17 protein-coding genes and 2 pseudogenes are annotated in these 21,239 nt (G+C 62.9%); 12 read left to right on the forward strand and 7 right to left on the reverse strand.

What is annotated here, in order from left to right; translation table 11 throughout:
• Nucleotides 1–8: 8 nt before the first annotated feature.
• The 6 genes from secA to NOV21_RS08395 form a co-directional block, all read right to left on the reverse strand.
• The gene (gene secA, locus NOV21_RS08370) at nucleotides 9–2,843 is read right to left on the reverse strand and encodes a preprotein translocase subunit SecA (protein WP_283170601.1); all 2,835 of its coding nucleotides are present in this window, start codon (nucleotides 2,841–2,843) and stop codon (nucleotides 9–11) included.
• Nucleotides 2,844–3,076: 233 nt separating this feature from the next.
• Nucleotides 3,077–3,559 carry an S-ribosylhomocysteine lyase gene (locus tag NOV21_RS08375; protein ID WP_283170602.1) on the reverse strand — a complete coding sequence of 161 codons (483 nt, stop codon included), beginning with the start codon at nucleotides 3,557–3,559 and terminating at the stop codon, nucleotides 3,077–3,079.
• Nucleotides 3,560–3,606: 47 nt separating this feature from the next.
• Nucleotides 3,607–4,611: a dimethyl sulfoxide reductase anchor subunit family protein gene (locus NOV21_RS08380; protein ID WP_283170603.1), complete on the reverse strand. Its 1,005-nt coding sequence runs from the start codon at nucleotides 4,609–4,611 to the stop codon at nucleotides 3,607–3,609.
• A 3-nt stretch (nucleotides 4,612–4,614) separates the two neighbouring features.
• Nucleotides 4,615–5,277, reverse strand: coding sequence for a 4Fe-4S dicluster domain-containing protein (locus NOV21_RS08385; RefSeq protein WP_283170604.1), 663 nt, complete (start codon nucleotides 5,275–5,277; stop codon nucleotides 4,615–4,617).
• A complete protein-coding gene (locus tag NOV21_RS11285; RefSeq protein ID WP_346428537.1) occupies nucleotides 5,278–6,867 on the reverse strand; it encodes a molybdopterin dinucleotide binding domain-containing protein in 1,590 nt (529 codons plus the stop codon). It abuts the gene before it with no gap.
• A 19-nt stretch (nucleotides 6,868–6,886) separates the two neighbouring features.
• On the reverse strand, nucleotides 6,887–9,013 hold the full coding sequence (locus NOV21_RS08395; RefSeq protein WP_283171795.1) for a molybdopterin-dependent oxidoreductase: 2,127 nt from the start codon (nucleotides 9,011–9,013) through the stop codon (nucleotides 6,887–6,889).
• A gap of 244 nt (nucleotides 9,014–9,257) precedes the next feature.
• Between NOV21_RS08395 and NOV21_RS08400 the strand changes: the two genes are divergently transcribed.
• A complete protein-coding gene (locus NOV21_RS08400) occupies nucleotides 9,258–10,718 on the forward strand; it encodes a hypothetical protein (RefSeq protein ID WP_283170606.1) in 1,461 nt (486 codons plus the stop codon).
• 57 nt (nucleotides 10,719–10,775) lie between these two features.
• Nucleotides 10,776–10,961, forward strand: a pseudogene (locus tag NOV21_RS08405) (helix-turn-helix domain-containing protein); the annotation flags it as partial.
• A gap of 29 nt (nucleotides 10,962–10,990) precedes the next feature.
• Here NOV21_RS08405 and NOV21_RS08410 read toward each other — a convergent pair.
• On the reverse strand, nucleotides 10,991–12,187 hold the full coding sequence (locus NOV21_RS08410; protein ID WP_283170607.1) for a 4Fe-4S binding protein: 1,197 nt from the start codon (nucleotides 12,185–12,187) through the stop codon (nucleotides 10,991–10,993).
• A 146-nt stretch (nucleotides 12,188–12,333) separates the two neighbouring features.
• Between NOV21_RS08410 and NOV21_RS08415 the strand changes: the two genes are divergently transcribed.
• The 10 genes and pseudogenes from NOV21_RS08415 to NOV21_RS08460 all read left to right on the forward strand — a co-directional run bounded on the left by NOV21_RS08415 (nucleotide 12,334) and on the right by NOV21_RS08460 (nucleotide 21,119).
• Nucleotides 12,334–13,209, forward strand: a complete 876-nt coding sequence (locus NOV21_RS08415) for a hypothetical protein (RefSeq protein ID WP_283170608.1) — start codon at nucleotides 12,334–12,336, stop codon at nucleotides 13,207–13,209.
• Nucleotides 13,210–13,240: 31 nt separating this feature from the next.
• Nucleotides 13,241–13,783, forward strand: coding sequence for a hypothetical protein (locus NOV21_RS08420; RefSeq protein ID WP_283170609.1), 543 nt, complete (start codon nucleotides 13,241–13,243; stop codon nucleotides 13,781–13,783).
• 19 nt (nucleotides 13,784–13,802) lie between these two features.
• Nucleotides 13,803–14,729 (forward strand): hypothetical protein, encoded by a 927-nt coding sequence (locus NOV21_RS08425; RefSeq protein WP_283170610.1) that lies wholly within the window; start codon nucleotides 13,803–13,805, stop codon nucleotides 14,727–14,729.
• Nucleotides 14,730–14,743: 14 nt separating this feature from the next.
• The gene (locus NOV21_RS08430; RefSeq protein ID WP_283170611.1) at nucleotides 14,744–15,451 is read left to right on the forward strand and encodes a TorD/DmsD family molecular chaperone; all 708 of its coding nucleotides are present in this window, start codon (nucleotides 14,744–14,746) and stop codon (nucleotides 15,449–15,451) included.
• A gap of 111 nt (nucleotides 15,452–15,562) precedes the next feature.
• Nucleotides 15,563–15,706, forward strand: a pseudogene (locus tag NOV21_RS08435) (hypothetical protein); the annotation flags it as partial.
• 18 nt (nucleotides 15,707–15,724) lie between these two features.
• Entirely contained in the window at nucleotides 15,725–16,147 is a 423-nt protein-coding gene (locus NOV21_RS08440) for a 4Fe-4S dicluster domain-containing protein (RefSeq protein ID WP_283171796.1), read from the forward strand.
• A gap of 9 nt (nucleotides 16,148–16,156) precedes the next feature.
• A complete protein-coding gene (locus NOV21_RS08445; protein WP_283170613.1) occupies nucleotides 16,157–16,777 on the forward strand; it encodes a 4Fe-4S binding protein in 621 nt (206 codons plus the stop codon).
• Nucleotides 16,778–17,025: 248 nt separating this feature from the next.
• On the forward strand, nucleotides 17,026–18,831 hold the full coding sequence (locus NOV21_RS08450; protein WP_283170614.1) for a hypothetical protein: 1,806 nt from the start codon (nucleotides 17,026–17,028) through the stop codon (nucleotides 18,829–18,831).
• 144 nt (nucleotides 18,832–18,975) lie between these two features.
• Nucleotides 18,976–19,998 carry a glycosyltransferase family 2 protein gene (locus NOV21_RS08455; RefSeq protein ID WP_283170615.1) on the forward strand — a complete coding sequence of 341 codons (1,023 nt, stop codon included), beginning with the start codon at nucleotides 18,976–18,978 and terminating at the stop codon, nucleotides 19,996–19,998.
• A 47-nt stretch (nucleotides 19,999–20,045) separates the two neighbouring features.
• Nucleotides 20,046–21,119, forward strand: coding sequence for a lysylphosphatidylglycerol synthase transmembrane domain-containing protein (locus NOV21_RS08460; protein WP_283170616.1), 1,074 nt, complete (start codon nucleotides 20,046–20,048; stop codon nucleotides 21,117–21,119).
• Nucleotides 21,120–21,239 lie beyond the last annotated feature (120 nt).

A 21,239-nucleotide genomic window follows, 5' to 3' on the forward strand; every position in this document is an offset into this window, starting at 1 on the left:
GGAGCGCCTTACCTGTTCCGTCCATGGCATTTCTTGAATTTCTTGCCGCTGCCGCACGGGCAGGGGTCGTTGGGCTTCGCCATGGCGTACGGGTCGTTGCGATCCTTCACGAAGGTCGCGGGCTTACCCGTGGAGGCCGGCCTCGGCGCAGCGGCCACGGGAACCTGGGGCACCCCTTGGCTCGCCTGGGCGGCAGCCTGCACGCGTTGCGACGTGGTGGCGCTGGAATCCTCCAGGACGGCTTCGGGAGACGAATAGCTGACGTTGCCTTGCAGCACATCCCTGCCTTCATCCACCTGGGGCGCCTCTTGGGGTACGATCTGCAGGCGGAGCAGCGTGCGCAGGAAGGTCTCGTACATGCCGCTGGTCATCTCGCCGAAGGCGCGATGGGCCTCGTTCTTGTATTCGACCAGGGGATCGCGCTGGCCGAAGGCGCGCAGGCCGATGCCGGTTTTCAGATAATCCATGTCGGAGAGGTGGGCCATCCAGCGCGTGTCGATGATGCGCAGCATCACTTGGGCTTCGAGGTTGCTCATGGCGCCCTCGCCCAAAAGGTCGCGCTTCTCGTCGAACACGGCGAGCAGGGCGTCGGTCGCGGCATCGATCACCGCATCCGGATCGTCCTCGTGGTCGATTTCGGCCACGTGGAAATCGGAGCGGCCGTCCATCTCGGCCATCCAGCGGTCGACCGCTTTGACATCCCAATCGTCGGACGGGGTGCGATCGGGGCAGTTGGCGTCCACGACCGCCTCGACGCAGTCGCGCGCGATCTCGGGGATGCGCTCCGTCATGTCCTTGCCGTCGAGGATCGCGTTGCGCTCCTCGTAGATGGCCTTGCGCTGCAGGTTCATCACGTCGTCGTACTCGAGCACGTTCTTGCGGGCGGCGAAGTTCATCGTCTCCACCTGGCGCTGGGCGCTCTCGATCGATTTCGACACCAGCGACGCTTGGATCGGCATGTTCTCGTCCGGGTCGCTCTTCGCCATCATCGCCGCGATGCGGTCCATGCGGTCGCCGCCGAACAGGCGCATCAGGTCGTCCTCGAGGGAGAGGTAGAACTGCGTCGAGCCGGGATCGCCCTGACGGCCCGAACGGCCGCGCAGCTGGTTGTCGATACGGCGGCTCTCGTGGCGCTCGGTGCCGATGACGCACAGGCCGCCCGCCTCGATCACCTTGTCGTGCTCGCGCGCGGTGATCGCCTTCGCCTGCTTGAGGGCGAGGGCGCGCTGCTCGGCGGTGGGCGCCGGCTTGACGCCCGCTTCGACCTCCTCCTCCGTCAGCGGGGAGGCGGGATCGCGCTCGGGGTCGAAGCCCTGCTGCACGAGCATGTCGCCGGCCATGATCGACGGGTTGCCGCCCAACAGGATGTCGGTGCCGCGACCGGCCATGTTGGTGGCGATGGTCACCGCGCCCACGCGCCCGGCCTGGGCGATGATGCCGGCCTCCCGCTCGTGGTTCTTGGCGTTCAGCGTCTCATGCGGGATGCCGCGCTTGTCGAGCAGGCGCGAGAGCCGCTCGGAGTTCTCGATGGAAACGGTTCCGATCAGGCAGGGCTGCCCCGCATCGTGCCGCCGCTTGACATCGTTCGCCACGGCGATGTACTTCGCGTCGACCGTACGGTAGATGAGGTCGTTCTCGTCCTTGCGGATCACCGGCTTGTTCGGCGGGATCGCCGTGACCGGCAGGTTGTAGATCTGGCGGAACTCGGAGTCCTCCGTCATCGCGGTGCCGGTCATGCCGGAGAGCTTGTCGTAGAGGCGGAAGTAGTTCTGCAGCGTGATGGTGGCCAGCGTCTGGTTCTCCTCCTTCACGTTGACGTGCTCTTTGGCCTCGATGGCCTGGTGCAGGCCCTCCGACCAGCGGCGCCCTTCCATGATGCGGCCGGTGAACTCGTCGACGATCTTCACTTCCTTGCTCACCACCACGTAATCCTTGTCGCGGTGGAACAGGAACTGGGCCTTCAAGGCCTGCTGCAGATGGTTGGGAAGCTGCCCCGAGGGATCGTTGTACAGATCGTCGATACCCAGGCGGTTCTCGATCTTCACGAGGCCGGTCTCGGTGGCGGTGATGGTGCGCTTCGCCTCGTCCATCTCGAAGTCCGTGCCCTCGACAAGACCGGGCATCACGCGCGCGAACTTGCGGTAGGTGTCCGCCGCCTGGCTGCCCGCGCCGCTGATGATGAGCGGCGTGCGCGCCTCGTCGATGAGGATGGAGTCGACCTCGTCCACGATGGCGAAATGATGCCCGCGCTGCACGCGCCGGTCGGCCCGCGTGACCATGTTGTCGCGCAGGTAGTCAAAGCCGAATTCGCTGTTCGTGCCGTAGGTGACATCGGCCTGGTAGGCGGGGATCTTGTCGGCGGGGGGCATCCCGTTCTGGATCAGCCCCACGGTCATGCCCATGAATTTGTAGACCTCGCCCATCCATTCGCTGTCGCGCTTGGCGAGGTAGTCGTTCACGGTGACGATGTGGACGTTGCTGCCGCCCAGGGCGTTCAGATAGCCCGCCAGCGTGGAGACGAGGGTCTTCCCCTCGCCCGTCTTCATCTCGGCGATCTGCCCCGCGTCCAGCGCCATGCCGCCGATCAGCTGCACGTCGAAGTGGCGCATGCCCAACGTGCGCTTGCTCGCCTCGCGCACGGCGGCGAACGCCTCGGGAAGGAGCGCGTCCGCCTCCTCCCCGTTCGCGATCCGCTCGCGGAACCGGGCCGTCAGAGCGCGCAGCTCTTCGTCGGAGAGCTGCTCCATATCCGGTTCGAGCGCATTGATGCGGCTCACGGTGGCTTCGTACTTCTTCACCTGGCGTCCTTCGCCGGCGGTGAGCAGTTTGGAAAGAAAACCCATGCAGGCCCCTTCGTAGGCGGTTCCAATTCGAGGAAACTCTAACATAGCCCCCCGTCTCGGGGCGGAATTCCACACCCGCGCCACCATGCCGTTGCCAAATGCGGCACCGCGCGGCACGCGGGCCCGATGCGGGCCCCAAGCAGCCGGACATAGCGCCCCGCGCGGACGATGCCGCGGCCGCCTCCCGCGATCGGACGGCGGCCGGCACGGCGTCCCGGTCGCCCGGGGGGACCCTATACGGGGTAATTCAGATGCGCTTCGTCGATGCCTTCGAGCGTCTCCAGATAGCGGCGGGCCCGCCACCGGGCCATGGGAAGGTTCTGGTCGAGGTAGTTGCCGCATTCGGCGGCGGCGGCGCCGGGGATGTCGCCCTCGTACTCGGCGACGAAGCGGAACATCGCCTCCACAAGGGGCGCGACCTGCGCGCTCGTCCATTCGCCGAAGAGAACCAGGTAGAAGCCGGTGCGGCATCCCATAGGCCCGAAGTACACGTCGCGCGGGCCCCATTCGGGGTCGTTGCGCACGTAGGTGGCGGCAAGGTGCTCGATCGTGTGGGCCTCCGCCGTGTTCATGACCGGCTCGCGGTTGGGAGCCGTCATGCGCAGGTCGAACGTCGTGACGGCCGCCCCGGTCTCCGGGTCCCGATCCACGCGCGACACGTACACGCCGGGCTCGAGCACAAGATGGTTGATTGAGAAACTGGCGATCTTTTCCATGGTGCCTCCCTTATCATTCGGGAGCAGTATACACGGGCGCGCCGCCTTCACGACATCGGATTGCGAAACCGCGGCGATCCTCCGCAAGGAAACGGCCATGCGCGAAGACGGCCCGCCCGATTGCTCAGGCGGGCCGTCCGCGCCATCCGATTCGAACCGAATCGGACGGCATTAGGCGTTGTAGAACGGGTACACGCTTGCACCCATCTGGTAGAACAGCACCCGCAAGCAGATGGCGGCGGCGAAGGCGGCGGCGATGCCGACGGTGCCCCATACCTTCCAGTTGCCTTGCTTTTTACCCATGAAAGCGCTGATGGCGCCCGCTGCCGCGCACGCGATGGTGAGCAGGGTGACCATGAGGGCGTCGCCGCGAACGGGGAAAGCGCCGTGGCGTCGCGGAGGCCGCTCAGGGGGCTGGTCGGATCGAAGTAATACTCCACGTCCGTAAATGCGCCGCCGACCATCGACAAGGCGCCGACGAAGAGCACCGCGAGGGCCGCATTGATGATCTGGCCGATGGTGTTGGCCTTGCCGTTCTCGGGAGATCCATCCGCGCCCTTAACGCTGGCGATGAGCGCCATGGTCGCGGGGCCGAGAGCGCATGCCGCGCCAAGAATGCTTCCGACTTGGAGGATCGAGTTCCACGCCGGCCGGCTTGCCATCATGTAGCTATGGCCGCATATGACGACGAGCACGGCCGCGCTGGCGATCGCCAGGATGGCGACCCAGCGGGGAACGGAAGCGTCCTCGCCGCTGCGGCGCAGCATGACGAAGAAAATGACCATGATGACGAACATCGCGACGATGGCGATGAGTTCCTGGGTGATCCCCGACGTGATATGGCCGAATCCGTTGAAAATGCGCTCCCAGTGCTGCAGATGCATAAACACCGCGATGCCGCCGACGGCGAGCAGGACAATCGACACGATAAGCGCCGGCATTTGGGCTTGCTTCGCCTCGCCGCGCAGAGCGTAGATCCCCTGCGCGCCGAACACGCCCGCCGACCATGCCATGAAGGCGGTGAAGAGGATGAGGGGCCACTGTAATTCCATAGGTTACTCCTTCCCCTGCCACGTGCGGTTTCGCAAGATATAGGCTACGGAGGGCCCGTTGCCCACATCGGTCAGATGGTAGACATCCCCCTCATCCCACGGCTCCAGCCATTCTTTCGCCGTGGTGCGCTGCTGCACCATGTCATCGTAGGGGGTGGACAGGTCGTGCGTAGGGCACGGGGCCTCGAAGGTTTCGATGCCCTTGTCCAGATCTCCGAAGAAGCGGGCGCGCGATCCGCATTCCATGACGCATTGGGGCAGCTCCCCCTGGGAGATCCGCTGCTCGCACAGCGTGCATTTCTCCACTACGCGCTCCTCTTCGTTCAAATACCGCACCCCGTAGGGGCAGGCCATAACGCAGAACTGGCAACCGATGCACTTCGATTTGTCAACCTGCACGGTACCGTCGGCCAGTTTGTGGCTGGCCTGCGTGGGGCATACCTTCACGCATTCGGGATCCTCGCAATGCTGACACTGAAGCGGGAGGAAGTACATCTCCACATCCGGCCAGTCCCCACTCCCGCCCGGTTTGGGCGTGGGCCCGATGCGCAGCGTTTTGATCCAGAAGTCCCCCGGCGCCACGCCGTTGACTGTCTTGCATGCCGTCGAGCATGCCAGGCAGCCCACGCAGCGATTAAGGTCGGTGACTATTGCATATCGAGTCATTTAATACACGCTCCCATCCCACTCGAGCTCTCCTTCGACGCGGGCGCGCATGCCCGGTCCGCCGGGCAGCCACATCTTCAGTCGCTCGTCATTGGCATCTTGGATGCACTCCACGCCGTTCGGATCGCACGGAACCGGGTTTCCGAAGGGCGAATTCTCCGCAGTGGCCTTGTACACTACGGTCGGGGTCGAGCGCATGGTCGCGCAGCCGCCGATGCAGCATTGGCCGTAGGGGTCGTTCACCACGTTGATGCTCACGAGCTCGAACCCGTGGCTTGCCGTGTCGAATTCGGGGAACCACCACGCATGGTTTGCGTTGATCACACCCTGCGATATGCCGTAGTACAGGTCGAGCACTTCCCGGACCTTGCCCCACGGGGTCTCCAGCCACACCCATTCGCCCTGCTTCAACCCCAGGCGCTCGGCGTCCTTCGGATTCATCTCCACGCGCGGGCTGGGCCACAGCTCGCGGCACCACGGCAGCTGGCGATGCTCGCTGTGGAAGTAGACCGGCTGGCGGGAGCCCGTGGTCATGAGGAAGCAGTTGTCGGGATACTTCTTCAGGGTATCCGCGTACGCGTGGTTCATGAAGTACGTGTCGTCCGCGCTATCGATCTTGGTGGCATCGTAGAGCTCGGGCTTAGCGACCGGCGAGTCGGTGGGCTCGCGGTAGATCGGGAACCGATCGTCGTTCCCCTGGAAGTACTCCAGGTCGCTCTTGGTCCACCGGGCGTCGCTGTTGTAGTCGTTCACGATCGCCTGTCCGTTGTCGCAGTCCAGAATCGGGAGCGTATTGCCGGCATTGCAGATGTACGCCTCGCAATCCATGGACCAGATCTCGATCAAGCCAGTAGGCGTCATGAACCCCGGGTGCAGGTCGACCAGCGGGAACAGGTTGAAGCCGCCTTGCTGGCGACGCCAGCCCATCTCGTGGCGGCGGTACGTCCCCCAGCGTTCCGGATGCCATTCGCGGCAATCCATCCAACCGTGCTGCGTGAACCATTCCTTGGCTTGCTCCCACGTGGGGCCGTCGGGGAATTCAGCGGTCTTCCATGCATCGACGTTGTCCTTGAGGATGCGATCGTGGTCGGGCCACAGATAGCTGGGCTTGCCGTTGATCGCGTTGGTGTACTCCTCGCCGATGGCGGCGGTCCACTTGTCTATGTTGGACTGGCTCGTAGGCTTCACGTCAACGATATAGCCTTCGGTGCTGGGAGAGGCATCCTTGTCTCTGGTGTTCCAAGGCACGCCCATGGCCCGGTACATGCCGCAGTTCCAATCGGGGTCGTAGATGGTCTCGCCCGGCGGCTCGATCGCCTTGCAGCAGCAGCCGAACATGCCGCCCGCGCCCTGGGACACGCGTGTGGAATCAATTTCCATCCAATGCTGGCAGGGGAAGATTACATCCGCGTTGCCGTTGGTGGGGCAGAACCACAGATCGATATCGACGAAGAAGTCGAGCTGCGTCATGCCGTCCCACGCGCGCGAGATGTTGCCCATGTTCATGATGTCGCCCGATTGGCACAGCCCGCCATGCAGGGCATAGGGGGTCTTCTTGACCTTGTACTCCCATTCCTTATCGGTTTCCATATCGCGACCCAGTTGGGGCTTACTCCAATCGGGATCCTGCAAGCAGGCGTCCCACACGCAGTTCGCGTCGACCCATCGTGCCCAATAGCGGTTTAGGGGGAAACGCTCGGCATCGACTTCGCCGGCATTGCGGGTGAAGACGGTCTTGGGATTGGGCCAGTACTGGCTCGGCTTCATGGCGCCGCCCATGCGCTTGGCGATGACGGTGGCCTCCTCGGCGGAGGGAACCTTGTTTCCGTAGCGTTGGGCCAACGGGGAGCCGGCATCGATGAGGTACTGCACGAAATCCTGCATGTAGGAGGCCACCTGATCCAAGCTGTAATCGCGACCGGACCAGGTGATGGCGGAATCGCCGTAGGGCGCGGCCGCTTGCATGTTCGAGCGCCCGGGATTGCCGTCGAACTGGCTTTTGCAGGAGCCCCGATTGCCGGCGGGCTCGTCTGAGTTGCCGGTCACGCAGCTCATCATCTGCAGCACGCGGCAGTTCTGGATGGAGTTGCCGTTCTGGTCGGTCGCCAGCTGGAAATGGATGCCGCCGTTGCCGTGACGCGGGTCGACGCGGGTCGTCCACTTCTCCAAGGCCTCGATGTTCTTTTCCCGGGGGGACGCCTGTGATCTCCTCCACGGTATCCCAGTCGTACTGGCTGGTCAGATCATGGAAGGCATCCCAGACCGTTCGGCACTGGTAGGTGACGCCGTCGCGCAGCGTCACCGGCACCTCGCCCGGGAATAGAGCAGGCTTCTTCGGCAGGCCTAGCGGGTTCGTTATGGCGCCTTTCGCGTTGTCGGCATCCCAGTACGCATCATACGCCGAATCCGCGGGATCGGCCCAGGTGCTCTCATCGGGCAGCCATGCGTCGGCGACCAGACCCGTCAACGGATGGTGGATGAACGACCCGGTGGTCGGGATCTTATGCGTCTCCCCTTCCCACTTGCCGCTCTCGACGTCCCAATAGGTTAAGCGCTGATTGTTCTCATCCCACACCATAAAGCGGTACGGGCTTCCTCCCTCCTTCAAATCTGCTTCGGTGATCAGCTTGGTGCGGCTGTCGATGCCGCCGTTGCCTTCCACGTACTTAGCGGCGGTCAGCCACGGCTTGTCGTCGCAATAGAGGAACGGCGCGTTGCTCCAACGGCGCACCATCGTGTCATCGTAAGCTTCGTTTTCGATGATCCAATTGAACCAGCCCAGCGCCAGCGCGCCGTCGGTGCCGGGGCGCAGGTTGATCCACGTATCGCACTCCTTGCCCAGCGGCGTGACGCGAGGATCCACATCGATATGCCAGGTCGCATGCGGCGCGACATCGGAAATGGTGCGGTTCGTGGTGTCATAGTTCGAGTACTCCACGGCGGTACCCCACTGCAGGTACACCTTCGGCTCGGCTTCGACCTCCATCCAGGGCGAACCCATCTCGTCGGTCATGATGCCGCCCCAGTGGCGCGGACCCTTGCACACTTGATACGCCAAGTGTGCGTTGGGGGTGCCGAACAGCTGCTTCATGCCCTGATAGGGGCCAAGGGACCACACGCGGCTGGTGCCGCACATGACGAACACCGACTGGCCTCCGTATTTGTCGACGACCTCGCCCAGGCCCTGGGCGGTCAGCTCGAACGCCTCATCCAATGTGATGCGCACCCAGCCCGGGTCGTCCGAACCCTTCGGGTTCGTGCGCTTCACCGGATAGCGCACGCGATCGGGATGATACGCCGCTTGCATGGATGCCTGGGACTTCGCGCAGCAATGCCCGCGGCTTTGGGGAGCGGATTCGTCGCCTTCGACCTTGATCGCCTTGCCATCCTGAACCGTTACCCACACGCCGCATTCGACCTTGCCGCATGCTCGGCAGCAGGTGCGAACGTGTTTGAGTTCGCCGGCTGTCGCCGACTCGCTTTCGGCAAGAGCCTGCATAGGGGCCGTGATCGACGAGCTCACCGCAGCCGCCGCGCCCGTGACAGCCAGAGTCTTCAAGAAACTGCGGCGCGACATGGTTAGGTGTGCCATACAATCCCCACCTTTCTTTTCGCCTTCTCCTTCTTTTCTCCCATCTCCGCGCTGCATGCGATGCGCGTCCATCCCAAACGTTTCCCCAAACGAACAGGCGCACTTCACGCAAAAACTGATGCAGATTTTAGAAATCACGTACACAAAGTCTTCATAACAGCGATATGATTTCATTGATGAAATACTGGCACGGCATCATCAGCATCGTATGATATGAAACGTTTCCCCAGATCACACGCATAATTTGGACAGGTTCGACGGTATGGCGCAAATCGCCTCCAGCGGTTACCATGGGGTTCGAGGTTAAGAAGGTGCATCGCCATCGCGTCGGGGAAGCCGGGCGGTCATCATGCGATACTCGATGTAGATCATGGGGAGGAGCCATCCGATGAAGCTGCCTCACATATCCATCGACGTGGAATACCGCGAAGAACCCTCTTCGAGCCTTGGAAGCATGTCCTGGCCTCTGATAGCGGGATTTGCCTTGCATTGGGCATGGGTGTACCTCGTGCAGTTCAACGGTGCGTATCTCCTGTACCCCGAAGTCGCCGGCGAACGCGAGCTGTTTTTCAGCGCTTCGCTCATCGTGTTCGCCATTATTCCGCTGTGCTACGGGCTTTTCCTCGAACCGGTGCGGACGCTCTTCGCCACGCCGTGGCAACGCGTGCGGAACCGCACCACAGCTGCTATTCTCACCTCGGTCGGCACCATTCTCATGGCGCTCGCAGGCTTCGCACCGGCGTATGTCGGCCCCATCGCCATCGTCGCGGGAGTGCTCACCGGGGTAGGCTCCGCCGTACTGCTCATGAGCTACGGGGTTTCGTTTTCCGTATGCGACATCGCCACCGCCAGCACCTGCACGGCGCTGGGATTGTTCGCCGCGACCCTGGCGTTCTCCTCCCTCATGCTCATCGGAACCGCGGCGCCGCCGGTCGCCGCCCTCATTGCAGTCCTCATCCCGTTCGGGGAACTTGCCTGTCTGAACCGGTGCTCGCGCCAGCTGGTCGATAAGCTGGAGTTCATCACGCTCACCATTCCCGTGCGGACCGCGCCGCTGGCCATGCGCATCAGCCTGCCCTGCCTGGTCTTCGGCCTCGTGCTGGGGATCGCGCGCGATCGTTCCATCGCGGACTGCCAAACCGCGGGAGGCATCGCGTTCATCGCCATATTCGCCGCCAGCGCGGCCGTATGCCTGCTCATCTTGGGAGCCATGCTGTTCCAGCGCGGCACAAGCAACTTCATGTTCCGCACGCTCATGCCCGTCGCCGCCGCATGCATCGCCTTGATCGCCCTAGACGGGCAGATGGATGCGGGCGTGATCGTGGCCCTGCATTTCGGGGTTTACCTGATCTTCGAAGCCTGCATGTGGGTCATGGCGGCGGATCTGTCCCAGAGATTCCGCATCAGCGCGTTCACGGTTTTCGGATTCTCGCGCGGGACCCTGGCCCTCGGCGCCCTCTTCGGCCATATGGCCATAGCGTCATCATCCTTCTCGGGCGCCGGCGCCGACGTGGGAACGCTCTCGGTGCTCATTTTCACGCTCATCGTGCTGGGCACGGCGCTACTGCCGAGCAATGCCGAGCTTCGCCGCTGCCTGAAGCGCGGGCGTTGGTGTCCGGCGTTTATCGCACCCGACGAATACAGCGTGGTGAACCGGGAATCCTCGCCGCAGGACGCCGCAGGACGCACGTTCGATTCCGGGGAGTCTCCCTTGCGGCATGCTCCCTCCATGCCAGAACATCCGTCCGAACGCGGTGCCGTGGAACGGAGCCCATCGGCCGCATCCCCCTCCCCTCTCCCCACCGGACCGACTCCCCCGGCGGATGGGGAAAGCGAAAAGCGCAAGTAGGGCCGCTTCAAGCGCAAATGCGCCGCCGTTGCGGACAGGTACCTCCTATCGCGCAAGGAAACCGAAGTGCTGTTCCTGCTGGCGAAGGGGCACAACGCGGCCGCGATCCAAGAGACGCTGTTCATCAGCGCCGGCACTGCGAACACCCATATGCGCCATATCTACCGCAAGCTCGACGTGCACAGCCAGCAGGAGCTCATCCGCTTGGTGGAGGGCACCGACGTGCGTGACTGGGACGAGTAGGTGCGCGCCGCGCGAGGGACGCGACCGTCCTAGCGCTCGTAGACCTGGTCGGTTTTCATCATGGTCTGCGCCACATGCCAAATCGTATGCGCATCCCCGCGCTTCACGCCGACCGGCTTCATCTTGTAGCGGTCGGTCACGCCCGCGAGCATGTCCACGGCGAAAACCTCTTCGGATATCGAAAGAGCCCCGGCCGGGCAGATGACTTCGCAGGTGCGGCATTTCACGCAGTCTCCGGGATAATGCTCGACCCCGAAGCTCCCGTTCTCATCCTGGAATTTCGAGAGCGCGCCGGTGGGGCAGAAGGTGGCGCACATGCGGCACGACGTGCAGATGTCGGTGTCGATGATCACGTGCCCCCATAGCCGCGTATCGATCATCACATCCTCGGGGTCCCCGATGGCGGCGAGCGCGTCGAGCAGGCGCTCCCGACGATCGGGCAGAAAATGCGGAAGCGTGCCGTCATCCATCACCTTCACGTACCGGGGGGCGGCATCTCCCGTCCCGGGTTCTCGCCCGTCCTGCAGGGCATCGCGCACGGCTAGGTCGGCGATCGCCGCGCCCATGCGCATGCCCTCGGCGCCGCAAAGCTTCAATGAGGATCGCTTGGACATATCGTAGGCCCGGCCGCTCGATTGCACGACTGTGGGCAGCTTACGCGTCAGGCGCAGCTTCATTGGGCTATGCCACGCGTCCAGCAGCGCCCGCTGGGTCGCGCAGACGCGCTTGCACACATCGTAACCGGTTGCATGGTTGCAGGTCTCGCATGACCCATGCGCCAGCACGACCTCGCGAATCCCCTCTGCCGCCAAAGTGGAGAGAAGGCTCTCGTCAACGCGACCCAAGCACTCGACGCGCACCAGCTTATCTTCATCGAACAATCCCTGCGCCCTCTCCAGAAGCTCGGCGCAGGCAACGCACACCACGCCCTGCGACTCCTCCGCCGCCTGACGGCACCGCGCAAGTAACGCTGCGTCGTTGGGATGATGGGCCTCGAGCGCGCATGTGGGGCAGACCGTCGCGCATGTCCCGCATCCGATGCAACGCTCGGGGGAAACCTCAAGTCGGGTTCCATCGTAGGAGATGCATCCGCTCGTGCATGCCTGGGCGCACCGCAGGCAATCCGCATTGCGATTGCGCACCAGCACGCAGCGATCCTGATGAACGGTGACCATGGAGCTTCCCAGATCGCCGATGAGCTCCAACATGCTTCCAACGCTCGGCATGCGATCCTCCTGACATTGCTTTTCAGATTGTCGAGTCCACTATAGGCGGCAATTCATAGAGCAAATCATAGGGCGGGTATTATTCGCGCTATGAAACCCTCATCTATACTCGCTCCCGGACGGGGAAACGAACTAGAGGAGGAGACATGGTCATGCTTCGGCCTTCCTTGACGCTGGTGCTCGATCTCGACGAGCGAGCCGGGGGAGAGGAAACCATCCTCGAGATTAAGCGGAATTACACGTACATCACCCAGCCGGTGGTACGCACGCACGCGCCCTCGTGCAAGGATGAGCCGGTCAATAACTCGATGCGGATGATCGTGAACATGGGGGCGCGGCGTTACCTGTACTCCTCGGAGGAGGGCGCCGATGAGCTATGGGACGACGTCGTGGAGCATTGGATCGGGAACATGCTGCATAAGATCGGCAACAACATGCGGCAATTCAACGTCAGGCAGTGGAAAATCGGACTTCCGAAGGTTTTCTTCGACCGCGTCGACGTGGTGCTTCAAGGCGGCGCCTTCACCGTGGCGCTCCGCACCGATCCTATCGGCTTTGTCGATCCAAGCTTGAAAAACCTGGTAACGCAAGCCCGCACACTGCTGAACGACGGCACGATCGAAGGCGCCGTGCGGGTGGAGGCCCCGAGCGACGAGGCATACGAAGCGCAGAGTTCGTCTGCGTACCGATCTTGGGCGGATGCACACCCCGACGCCATCGCCGCTGCGCGGGCCGAGGAGAAAGCCGAGGCGGAGAAGCGGGAGGAGGCCACGCCGCCCGCCGGGAAAGTGCGAACCCACGAAGAGTTGTTGGATGAGGACATCGTTGCGAAAAGCTACGAGAACACAGCGGTGCCGCTCACCGATTCCGAAACGCTGCCGCCGGTGAGGCGCCAAGCGGAGCCGGAAGAGCCTGAGCGCTTCGATTTCGCAGTGGATTACACGCCGTGGACCGTGGTGTACGCAAACGGCACACGACGCGCATTCGACTCCCGTACGCTGCGGTTCGCAGATCGGCCGTAAAGCGATGATAGAGGAAGGCAACCATATACTGGTGAAGTGGAACGATCCCACGCAGGAGCTGATCGGCTGCGTGCGCTTGGCGGACAACCTGGTCGTGCGGCAGGTCGCCCTTCCAAAGCACATCGCCTTCGCAGTGCCCAATGCCACCTGGGCACGCGAGGTCAAGCGCGCGTGCAAGGCGCTTGGCGTGCGCGATATGCCCATCATGGACATTCACGATATCCGCGGGGATTTCGACCAGGTGTTCATGGTCGCATGCGTAGACGGCCTGATTCCGGGTCCAGCGGCATTCGATGACTCGGATCCCCGATCACGCAGCGAGGCGATGGAGAGGGATCGCGCCGCTTTCACCGCCTCCTGCGATGCGGCGCGGCGTCGCACATTCCTTTCATGCTTCACCCGTATGGATGAATCGATGGCGAAGTCGATTCACGCGAGATACACCCGGACCAAGATGGAAGGCGGCCGCAGGATGGCCATGGTGCGGCCCAGCCTGTTCATCGAAGAAGAGGGCATGGAGCGCCCCACCACATTGGGCGGCCAGGCGCTGCTGCGCCGCTACGGGTTGAATTGAGACGAGAGAGAGGCAGACTATGGCAACGAGGAACGATCGCGATTCCTTCGTATTCACCTTCGACCCCGAGCTCGAGGGAATGATGGCGGAACCTGAATCAATGGATGACGTGGTCGGCGGCGATCCTGGCGTCTTCAAGCCAAACACCGAGGGACGCTCCGAATTCCTGCCGCCCGACGTGGAGCATATGCCCGTTATCGAGCAAGCGGCCCATCGCGACGAGCCCTCCTATGCCGCACGCCCTGCCGCAGAGCGCACCGAGGAGCTGTTCAACCAGATGAGGCCCCATCGGCTTGTCATGTTGGACATCCTCGACGCTGCCCGCGAACCCATACCGGCAAGCGATATCGACGAGACCGTCCTTCCGAAACGCAAGCGCAAGTTCACCGTGTATTCCCCCAGCGATCTGTGCACGATGCTCGAGGTCGCCGGGGCGCTGGAACGCGTGACGGCGGACGGCACCCCCTTCTCTTCGCACAGCCCCCAACCCAACATCGTGAAGATAGACGGAGAAGAGTATTGGGAGCCGGCGAAGCCACCTGCGGTGTACTGGCGAACCACGTCAGCGGGCATGATGGCGCTTGATGCGAACGCCCCCGAACAGCGCCTTCGCGATCAGTTCGACCGGGATTCCGATGTGCTGCCCCTGTACAAGCGCGTTCTGCGGATGGCAGCCGGAGAAGGAACCACCATGTCGGACCTCTCCGGGACGATCGATCGCAATCCCCTCATAGCGGAACCGCGCCGTTATTTCGTGCAGCATTTCGTGGAGGCGCTCGAACGGTGCGAGGCGATTTACTGGGACGGAAGCGTTTGGCGGATAAGCGAGGTGGAGCGGAAGGCGTTGCGCGAGATGCTGGCGGATGTCCCCGATGACGAATTCGTCCCCGACGAGGACATGGCGGCGGTGCATTCCGCCGCAGAAACCGACGGCATCAATTGGTAGAGGAGGCCGGGAAGATGAATGGGATGGCCACCGCGGAAATCGGCGAGCAGGGCATCGATGTCACCGACGAGGACATGGCGGTGCTATGCGACCAGCGCACCGCAGCCTACGGGTTCCTTTCGCGCATGTACCGCAAGGAGCTCACGCGCGATATGCTCGACGAGCTCCACAACCTGCGTTATCGCGTGCGCACGGGGAATGACGACGTGGACACGGGGCATCGTCTGCTCGCCACATACCTGAGCGGATTATGGGAGAACAGCATCACCGAACTTGCGGCGGACTACATGCGCGTGTTCTACGGCCACGGCTACAACGGGCACGCCGCCGCCTATCCCTTCGAAAGCGTATACACAAGCGAGAAACGCCTGTTGATGCAGAGCGCGCGCGACGAAGTGCTGGCGTTGTACCGCGCCGAGGGCCTGGACAAGCAGAAGAGCTGGAAGGAAGGGGAAGACCACATCGCCTTGGAGCTGGAATTCATGGAGGTGCTGACCCAGCGCGAAGCGGATGCCTTGCGCGATTCCGACGCCGATGGCGCCCTCCACCTCGCGAGGACCCAGTTGAATTTCCTCGAGGATCACCTGCTGTCATGGACTCCCTTGATGACCGCGGAGATGAGGAAGTTCGCGAAAACGGGCTTTTACCAGGCCCTGGCCTTCCTGACGGATGGGTTCCTGCAGAACGACCGGGATCTGCTGGAGGATATGCTGTTCGATTGATCCGCGTTTCAGAAGCTTCCCCATCGCATCGAAGGAGATGCCGGTGGGAGGACGAGAGGAGCAGAGCATGGATGACGAGAAGGCCCATGCCGGTATGTCGCGCAGAACGCTATGCATCGGCGCCGGCGGAACCGTGGTGCTGTTCGCACTGGGGGGCTGAAGGCCCTCCCGGCGCAAGCATCGGTGCGTCCGCCCGGCGGGCAAGATGATGCCCACGTTATCGGCGCCTGCATTCGCTGCGAGCGATGTGTGGAAGCCTGTCCGAAGGGCGCGTTGCACCCTTCGCACGTGGAAGATGGAATCCTTGCCGTGCGCACGCCCGCCGCCAACTTCAACGAGGGGTGGTGCGATTTCTGCACCGAATCCCATGGGGGGAGGCCGCAATGCGTGGCGTACTGCCCAACCGGCGCGCTGACGCTACCGGAAGGAGCTACAGCCCAGAGCGTGATATTGGGCAAAGCGTCCATCACCAAGGACTGGTGCCTTGCCTGGAATCGCAACAACGGCTGCCGCTTCTGCTATGACGCCTGCCCGTACGAGGCCATCGTGCTGGACGACCATAAGCGCCCGGTCGTGGTGCCGGATGCATGCAACGGCTGCGGCGCATGCCAGAATGCCTGCGTGTCCCTGCAAGAGGGCTCAATCGCCGAAGGCGCCACCGAGCGGGCGATCATCGTGCGTCCGATAGCGGAATAGGAGGACGTCATGAAACGGAACGGTCTGCGAACCATCATCCCCTTGCTGTTCCTGCTGCTAGCGGGAATCACCTTCGTCGCCCACACCGGCTTGGGAACGCTGTCTGCGGTGGGCTGGCAGGACATCTCGGTCCTGTGCCCCATCGGTGCGCTCGGAACCATGTTGGCGAGCAAGTCCCTCGTGCCGCGCGCTCTGATCTCCCTTGCGCTTTTCGCAGTGGGCGTGCTGCTGGTCGGCGGGGGCGATGTCACCTGGTCGGTGCTGCTGATTCCTGCGCTCCTGCTGGTCGAAGTCGTGTTCTTCCGCAAGTGGTGCAGCCATATCTGCCCGATATCAAGCCTGATGAGCCTCCTATCCAAGGGAAACAAGACCTTCCTCCCCGCTATCGACGATACCAAATGCATCGAAACCTCGAAGGGCCGCGCATGCGGACGATGCGCCGAGGTATGCGAGGTTGGAATCGATCCGCGCCACCCCGACCTTGGATCCGGATGGAACGAATGCACCAAGTGCCGCGCCTGCTTGGAAAACTGCCCCGGCAATGCAATCTCCATGCCTTTTCTCGCAAAATGCCGGAGCGGAAGCGAGAACCGCACCGCGTCGGCTCAGCATCCCGATGCCGCAGGTTAGCCTCAGCCTTCTGGTTGTCCGTCTTCATCCGCCGCGCCCCACCCCTCGAGCGCGGCGGATGGGACATCCCTTCGCACGGATCCCGCAGCGATGGCGTGATCCGTGCGAAGGGATGTCCGCTCAGCCCCGTTTCCCCATAATCCCTGGGCTTTCAGGCACCCGGTGCGGAAAGGAATGCGTGCCTTTCCGCACATTTTTTCAACATGAAGATGATGCAATCGGGCATCTCGGAACCGAAAGGAGCTCGTATGGACAACAGCGTGCCCCCGACACCGCGCGCGCTCTGCATCACCGGAGGCCCCGCCAGCGGGAAGACGCGCAGGCTGGCGCAGCACGTTTACGACCTGCTCCGATGCGGAGCGGCCCCCGGCTCCGTCGCCGCTGTGACAGCATCTCCCTCCGGAATCCCCCGGCTGCGCGAAGCGCTGGAGTCGATCGGCATCCCCACCGTATGCACCCGCGTACCGCAGCCCCATCCCTGCACGGACGGGGCTGCGGTACGCGTCCGATCCGTTCGGGAACTTGCGCTTGAGGTGCTGGACGAACCCGGCGCCCGCGCCTTCACCAACCGCCGGCCAAGGGTGCTGGAAGATTTCGAAGAGACGTTTCTGTTCGAAGACATGCGCGCAAGCCGGATCCGGCAGAAGCGCTTGCGAAACCTTCTGCGATTCATGCAACGGGGCTTCTCGGAACTAGCAGACTTCAGCCCCAATTGGACAGTTACCGACGAGGAGGATCGCGTCCTCGCCCTGCTGCGCTCCAACTTGGATTTCACCGACGGTATCCTCGCCTGCGAGATCGGCAACCTGGCGCTCCGCTACCTGCTGTCCGGGAAATCGATTCTGGCATCCCATCGAATCGACCATATGGTCTTCGACGATTACTGCCTGGCCAACCGCGCGCTTCAAGTGCTGGCGAACACCCTCGCCAAAGAAAGTATCGTGGTTGCCGCAGATCCGGAATCCACGTTGGAGGTGCACGAACCCTTCCCGTACGAAGCGGGCATCGTTGAGTTCTTGAAGGCCAATCCTCATGCCGACCGCATCGAACTCGCGAGCTGCCATCGCAGCGCTCGCCTCGCAGCCGTTATCGAGAACCTGCACGCATGGGAGAACGCGACCCCCGGACGAGAATCGGGGACGACCGCCCGGAAGGGGCCTCGGGCGGAATCGTTCATGGAGGAGACCGTCGAAGGGGAGTTGAATCTCATCGCCGGTCTTGCGGAGCGCGAGCTGGAAGAAGACCCCCGTGCGCGCATTTTCATAGCCGGGGTCAATCCCGTCTGGCGCCGCAATCTGCAGCGCTACCTCGAACGGATCGGCTTCGATGTGCAGGCGGCGCCCTCCCCCAACGGCCTGCGGATCAGGAACGACTTCCGCAACGAGAAACGCATGGCGAAAGCACGGGAGCGCACTATCGATCGGCTGGCGCAAGACCCCGAAGATTCCGTTGCCTGGCGCGCCTGGTGCGGCTTCGGCGATTACCTGGCCCGCAGCGTGCAGATTGCCGCCCTGTGCCAGCTTGCCGGCGACCGCACGCTCGCGCACGCGCTATCCGACCTTTCCGCGGGCGTTCTTCCGGACGCATGTTCGGCCGATCCGCAGCTTGCAACGCTCGCAGAGCTGTACCGCACGGGGTCAGCCGCGGCGCGGGCCCGCAGGGTGCGGCAGGCTGCCGCATCCCCCGCCGGCGATGGGATCGAAGAAGGGTCCGACCGCCACCAAGGCGCCTCGATCGTGATAGGCCCGCCGGAAAGCGCCTGCAATGCGCAGGCGAGCTTGGTCATATTCGGCGGATTCGTGAACGGGTGGATCCCCTCGCGATCATACCTGGAGCAAGGCGGCCTTGTCGGGCAAGAGCGGGTCCGCGCGCGCCAACGCGATGCTCGCGCTTGCTCCCTCGTCGCCAGCAGAGCGACCAAGCGGTTGGTGTTCACCGGGTTCACCTCCTGCTCTCTGGAGATGGCGGAGACCTTGCAGCTGAAAATCGATCGCATCGTCCTGCGCAGGGGGCATCGCATCGCCTTGCTCTCGCCCAGCACGCTCCTTACCTGACATACCGTCGACCGAGAGGAAGAGCCATCCGAGAATGCAAGCATAGCCCCCGTTCATGGGGGAACCATGTTTATCACTCGAGATCCCGACCCCATTGCTAGAATAGGCATGTTATGCCCACTTGACCGAGGAGGACCCTGGGCTTTGAACCCCACGCTCACCATAGCGATGCCGTGCTACAACACCGAAGCCTATCTCGAGAAGAGTTTCGACTCGCTCGTGGACCAGGTCGAGGGCATCGAGATCATCGCAGTCGATGACGGATCGAGCGACGACACCCTTTCGATCCTGAAGCGCTACGAGCAGGCCAATCCCGAAGTCGTCCGCGTCTTCCATCAAGAGAACTCCGGCTGGGGCGGCGCCATCATGCACGCGGTGGACGAGGCGCGCGGCACATTCACCATGGTGCTCGACTCAGATGACAGCCTCGATGCCGACGTGCTCCGCCACTTGGTCGCGAAGATCGAGGAGCTCGAGGCCGCCGATGCGGAAGTCGACCTCTTCGTGACGAACTACGTGTACGACCACGTGGCCGACCATACGCGCAAGCGGATCAGCTACCGCAAGATGATGCCCCGCGGCAAAGTGTTCACCTGGTCCGATACGAGCAAGCCGGGCATCAGCGAATACTTCATGATCCACGCCATGACCTACCGGACGGACACCCTGCGCGAAAGCGGGCTGGATCTCCCCCGCCACGCCGCCTACATGGACAGCGTGTTCGCGCTCCATCCCCTGCCCTTCGTCCGGAATCTGTACTACCTCGACGAGGACCTGTACTTCTACCTGATCGGGCGCGAGGGGCAGTCCATCGAGATCGATGTGCTGAAGAAGCATATCGACGAGCAGCTGCTTGCCACGCGCACGGTGATCGATGACTTCGACTACCTGCGGCTGTGCCGTCAGAGCCAGGAGCTGGCCGACAGCATCGCGAGGTACCTCTCCACCATGATGACCGTGTCGACGGTGTACCTGTTCAAGATCAACACGCCCGAATCGATCGGGCAAGTAGATGAGATTTGGAATTACCTCAAGACCCACGACCGACCGATGCACCATAAAGTAATATGGTCGCTGGCGGGCTGGGCCTATCGGCGCACTCGCGGCGGGCGTGCGGGTGTCAGGGGCACATACACGCTCATCAACAAGGTGTTCAAGTTCGCGTAAGCGCGGACGAGGCAACGGCCGAGCGCGCCAGTCTAGGGAAGGTGCCCATGCGGGACACGCAAGACTCAATACAAGACGTAGAGGAAGCCGAAGAGCCTCACATCAAGGGCAAGGTCATCAACTACGTTTTGGTGCTGGTGGCCTTCGCCGTCCTGCTGATCTACCTGTTCATCGTCGGCGAGGCGGACGAGCTCTCCGAGGCCGTCCAGTCCATCCGATGGACATGGCTGACGCTCGCGCTGTTCATGGTGGTCCTGTACTGGGTCCTCGAAAGCGCCTGCATGCAGATCTTCGCCAACAAGATGTTCCCCGGATTCAAGTTCTGGAAGACGAACGTCGTGTCGGTGATAGGGCAATACTTCAATTGCATCACCCCCCTTTCCAGCGGCGGGCAACCTTTCCAGGCGTATTACTACAGTCGCTTCGGCATGCCGTATGCGAAGTCGATTCCGATGCTGCTCTGCCGGTTCATCTCGTACCAGCTGTCGACCACCACGTTCTGCGCGCTCGTCCTGATCCTGCGTTTCAGCTATTTCACCGAGCAGAACCCCGCGCTCATGACGCTCGTCATCATCGGCTTCATCGGAGGGTTGGGGCTGATGACGATGCTCTTGCTGCTCGCGTTCTGGCGAAGCGGCACCACGCACGGGATCCATGCGGTGCTGCGGTTGGGGAGCAGGGTCCACCTGGTGAAGAACCTGGAAGAGAGCCTCGCCTTCGTCGACAAGCAGATCGAGGACGCCTACAGCGAGGTGCGGTTCCTGCTGAGCGAGCCGAAGATGCTGCTCAAATCATCCGGCGTGACGTTCATCCAGCTGCTCGAGTACTTCACGATCTCCTACGTCATCTACCGGGGCTTCGGCTACAACTCCGTCGATCCGGTCAACCTGATCGCCTGCCAGGCATTCGTGTACATGATCTCGTCGTTCGTCCCCACGCCGGGCGCCATGGGCGCGGCGGAGGGCAGCTACGCGCTCTTCTTCAGCACGATCTACCCGAACAGCACGGTCGTGGCACTGTCCACGTTCATCTGGCGCCTGCTGACGTTCTACTTCCCCATCGTCGTGGGCATGCTCGCCACCGTCGCGGTCAACCACAGCAAGCGCCTGACCCGCCGGTAGGCGCCCTCGCCGCGCGCTCGCCACGCAAGATCCGAGGGTCGATGCGATAGCGAGGATGCCGAGCAAGCGGTGCGGCGATTCGCGGAGGACGGGCCCATAGGGCGTTCGGGGGAAGGTGCG

This window comes from Curtanaerobium respiraculi, assembly GCF_024609215.1.
GTDB lineage: Bacteria > Actinomycetota > Coriobacteriia > Coriobacteriales > Eggerthellaceae > Curtanaerobium > Curtanaerobium respiraculi.

Coding starts and splice junctions, on each gene's coding strand:
- NOV21_RS08445 (WP_283170613.1), top strand. CDS start 16,157: ATGAAACGGAACGGTCTGCGAACCATCATCCCCTTGCTGTTCCTGCTG.
- NOV21_RS08400 (WP_283170606.1), top strand. CDS start 9,258: ATGAAGCTGCCTCACATATCCATCGACGTGGAATACCGCGAAGAACCC.
- NOV21_RS08425 (WP_283170610.1), top strand. CDS start 13,803: ATGGCAACGAGGAACGATCGCGATTCCTTCGTATTCACCTTCGACCCC.
- NOV21_RS08450 (WP_283170614.1), top strand. CDS start 17,026: ATGGACAACAGCGTGCCCCCGACACCGCGCGCGCTCTGCATCACCGGA.
- NOV21_RS08385 (WP_283170604.1), bottom strand. CDS start 5,277: ATGACTCGATATGCAATAGTCACCGACCTTAATCGCTGCGTGGGCTGC.
- NOV21_RS08380 (WP_283170603.1), bottom strand. CDS start 4,611: ATGGAATTACAGTGGCCCCTCATCCTCTTCACCGCCTTCATGGCATGG.
- NOV21_RS11285 (WP_346428537.1), bottom strand. CDS start 6,867: ATGGAAACCGATAAGGAATGGGAGTACAAGGTCAAGAAGACCCCCTAT.
- NOV21_RS08415 (WP_283170608.1), top strand. CDS start 12,334: ATGGTCATGCTTCGGCCTTCCTTGACGCTGGTGCTCGATCTCGACGAG.
- secA (WP_283170601.1), bottom strand. CDS start 2,843: ATGGGTTTTCTTTCCAAACTGCTCACCGCCGGCGAAGGACGCCAGGTG.
- NOV21_RS08375 (WP_283170602.1), bottom strand. CDS start 3,559: ATGGAAAAGATCGCCAGTTTCTCAATCAACCATCTTGTGCTCGAGCCC.
- NOV21_RS08410 (WP_283170607.1), bottom strand. CDS start 12,187: ATGCCGAGCGTTGGAAGCATGTTGGAGCTCATCGGCGATCTGGGAAGC.
- NOV21_RS08460 (WP_283170616.1), top strand. CDS start 20,046: ATGCGGGACACGCAAGACTCAATACAAGACGTAGAGGAAGCCGAAGAG.
- NOV21_RS08430 (WP_283170611.1), top strand. CDS start 14,744: ATGAATGGGATGGCCACCGCGGAAATCGGCGAGCAGGGCATCGATGTC.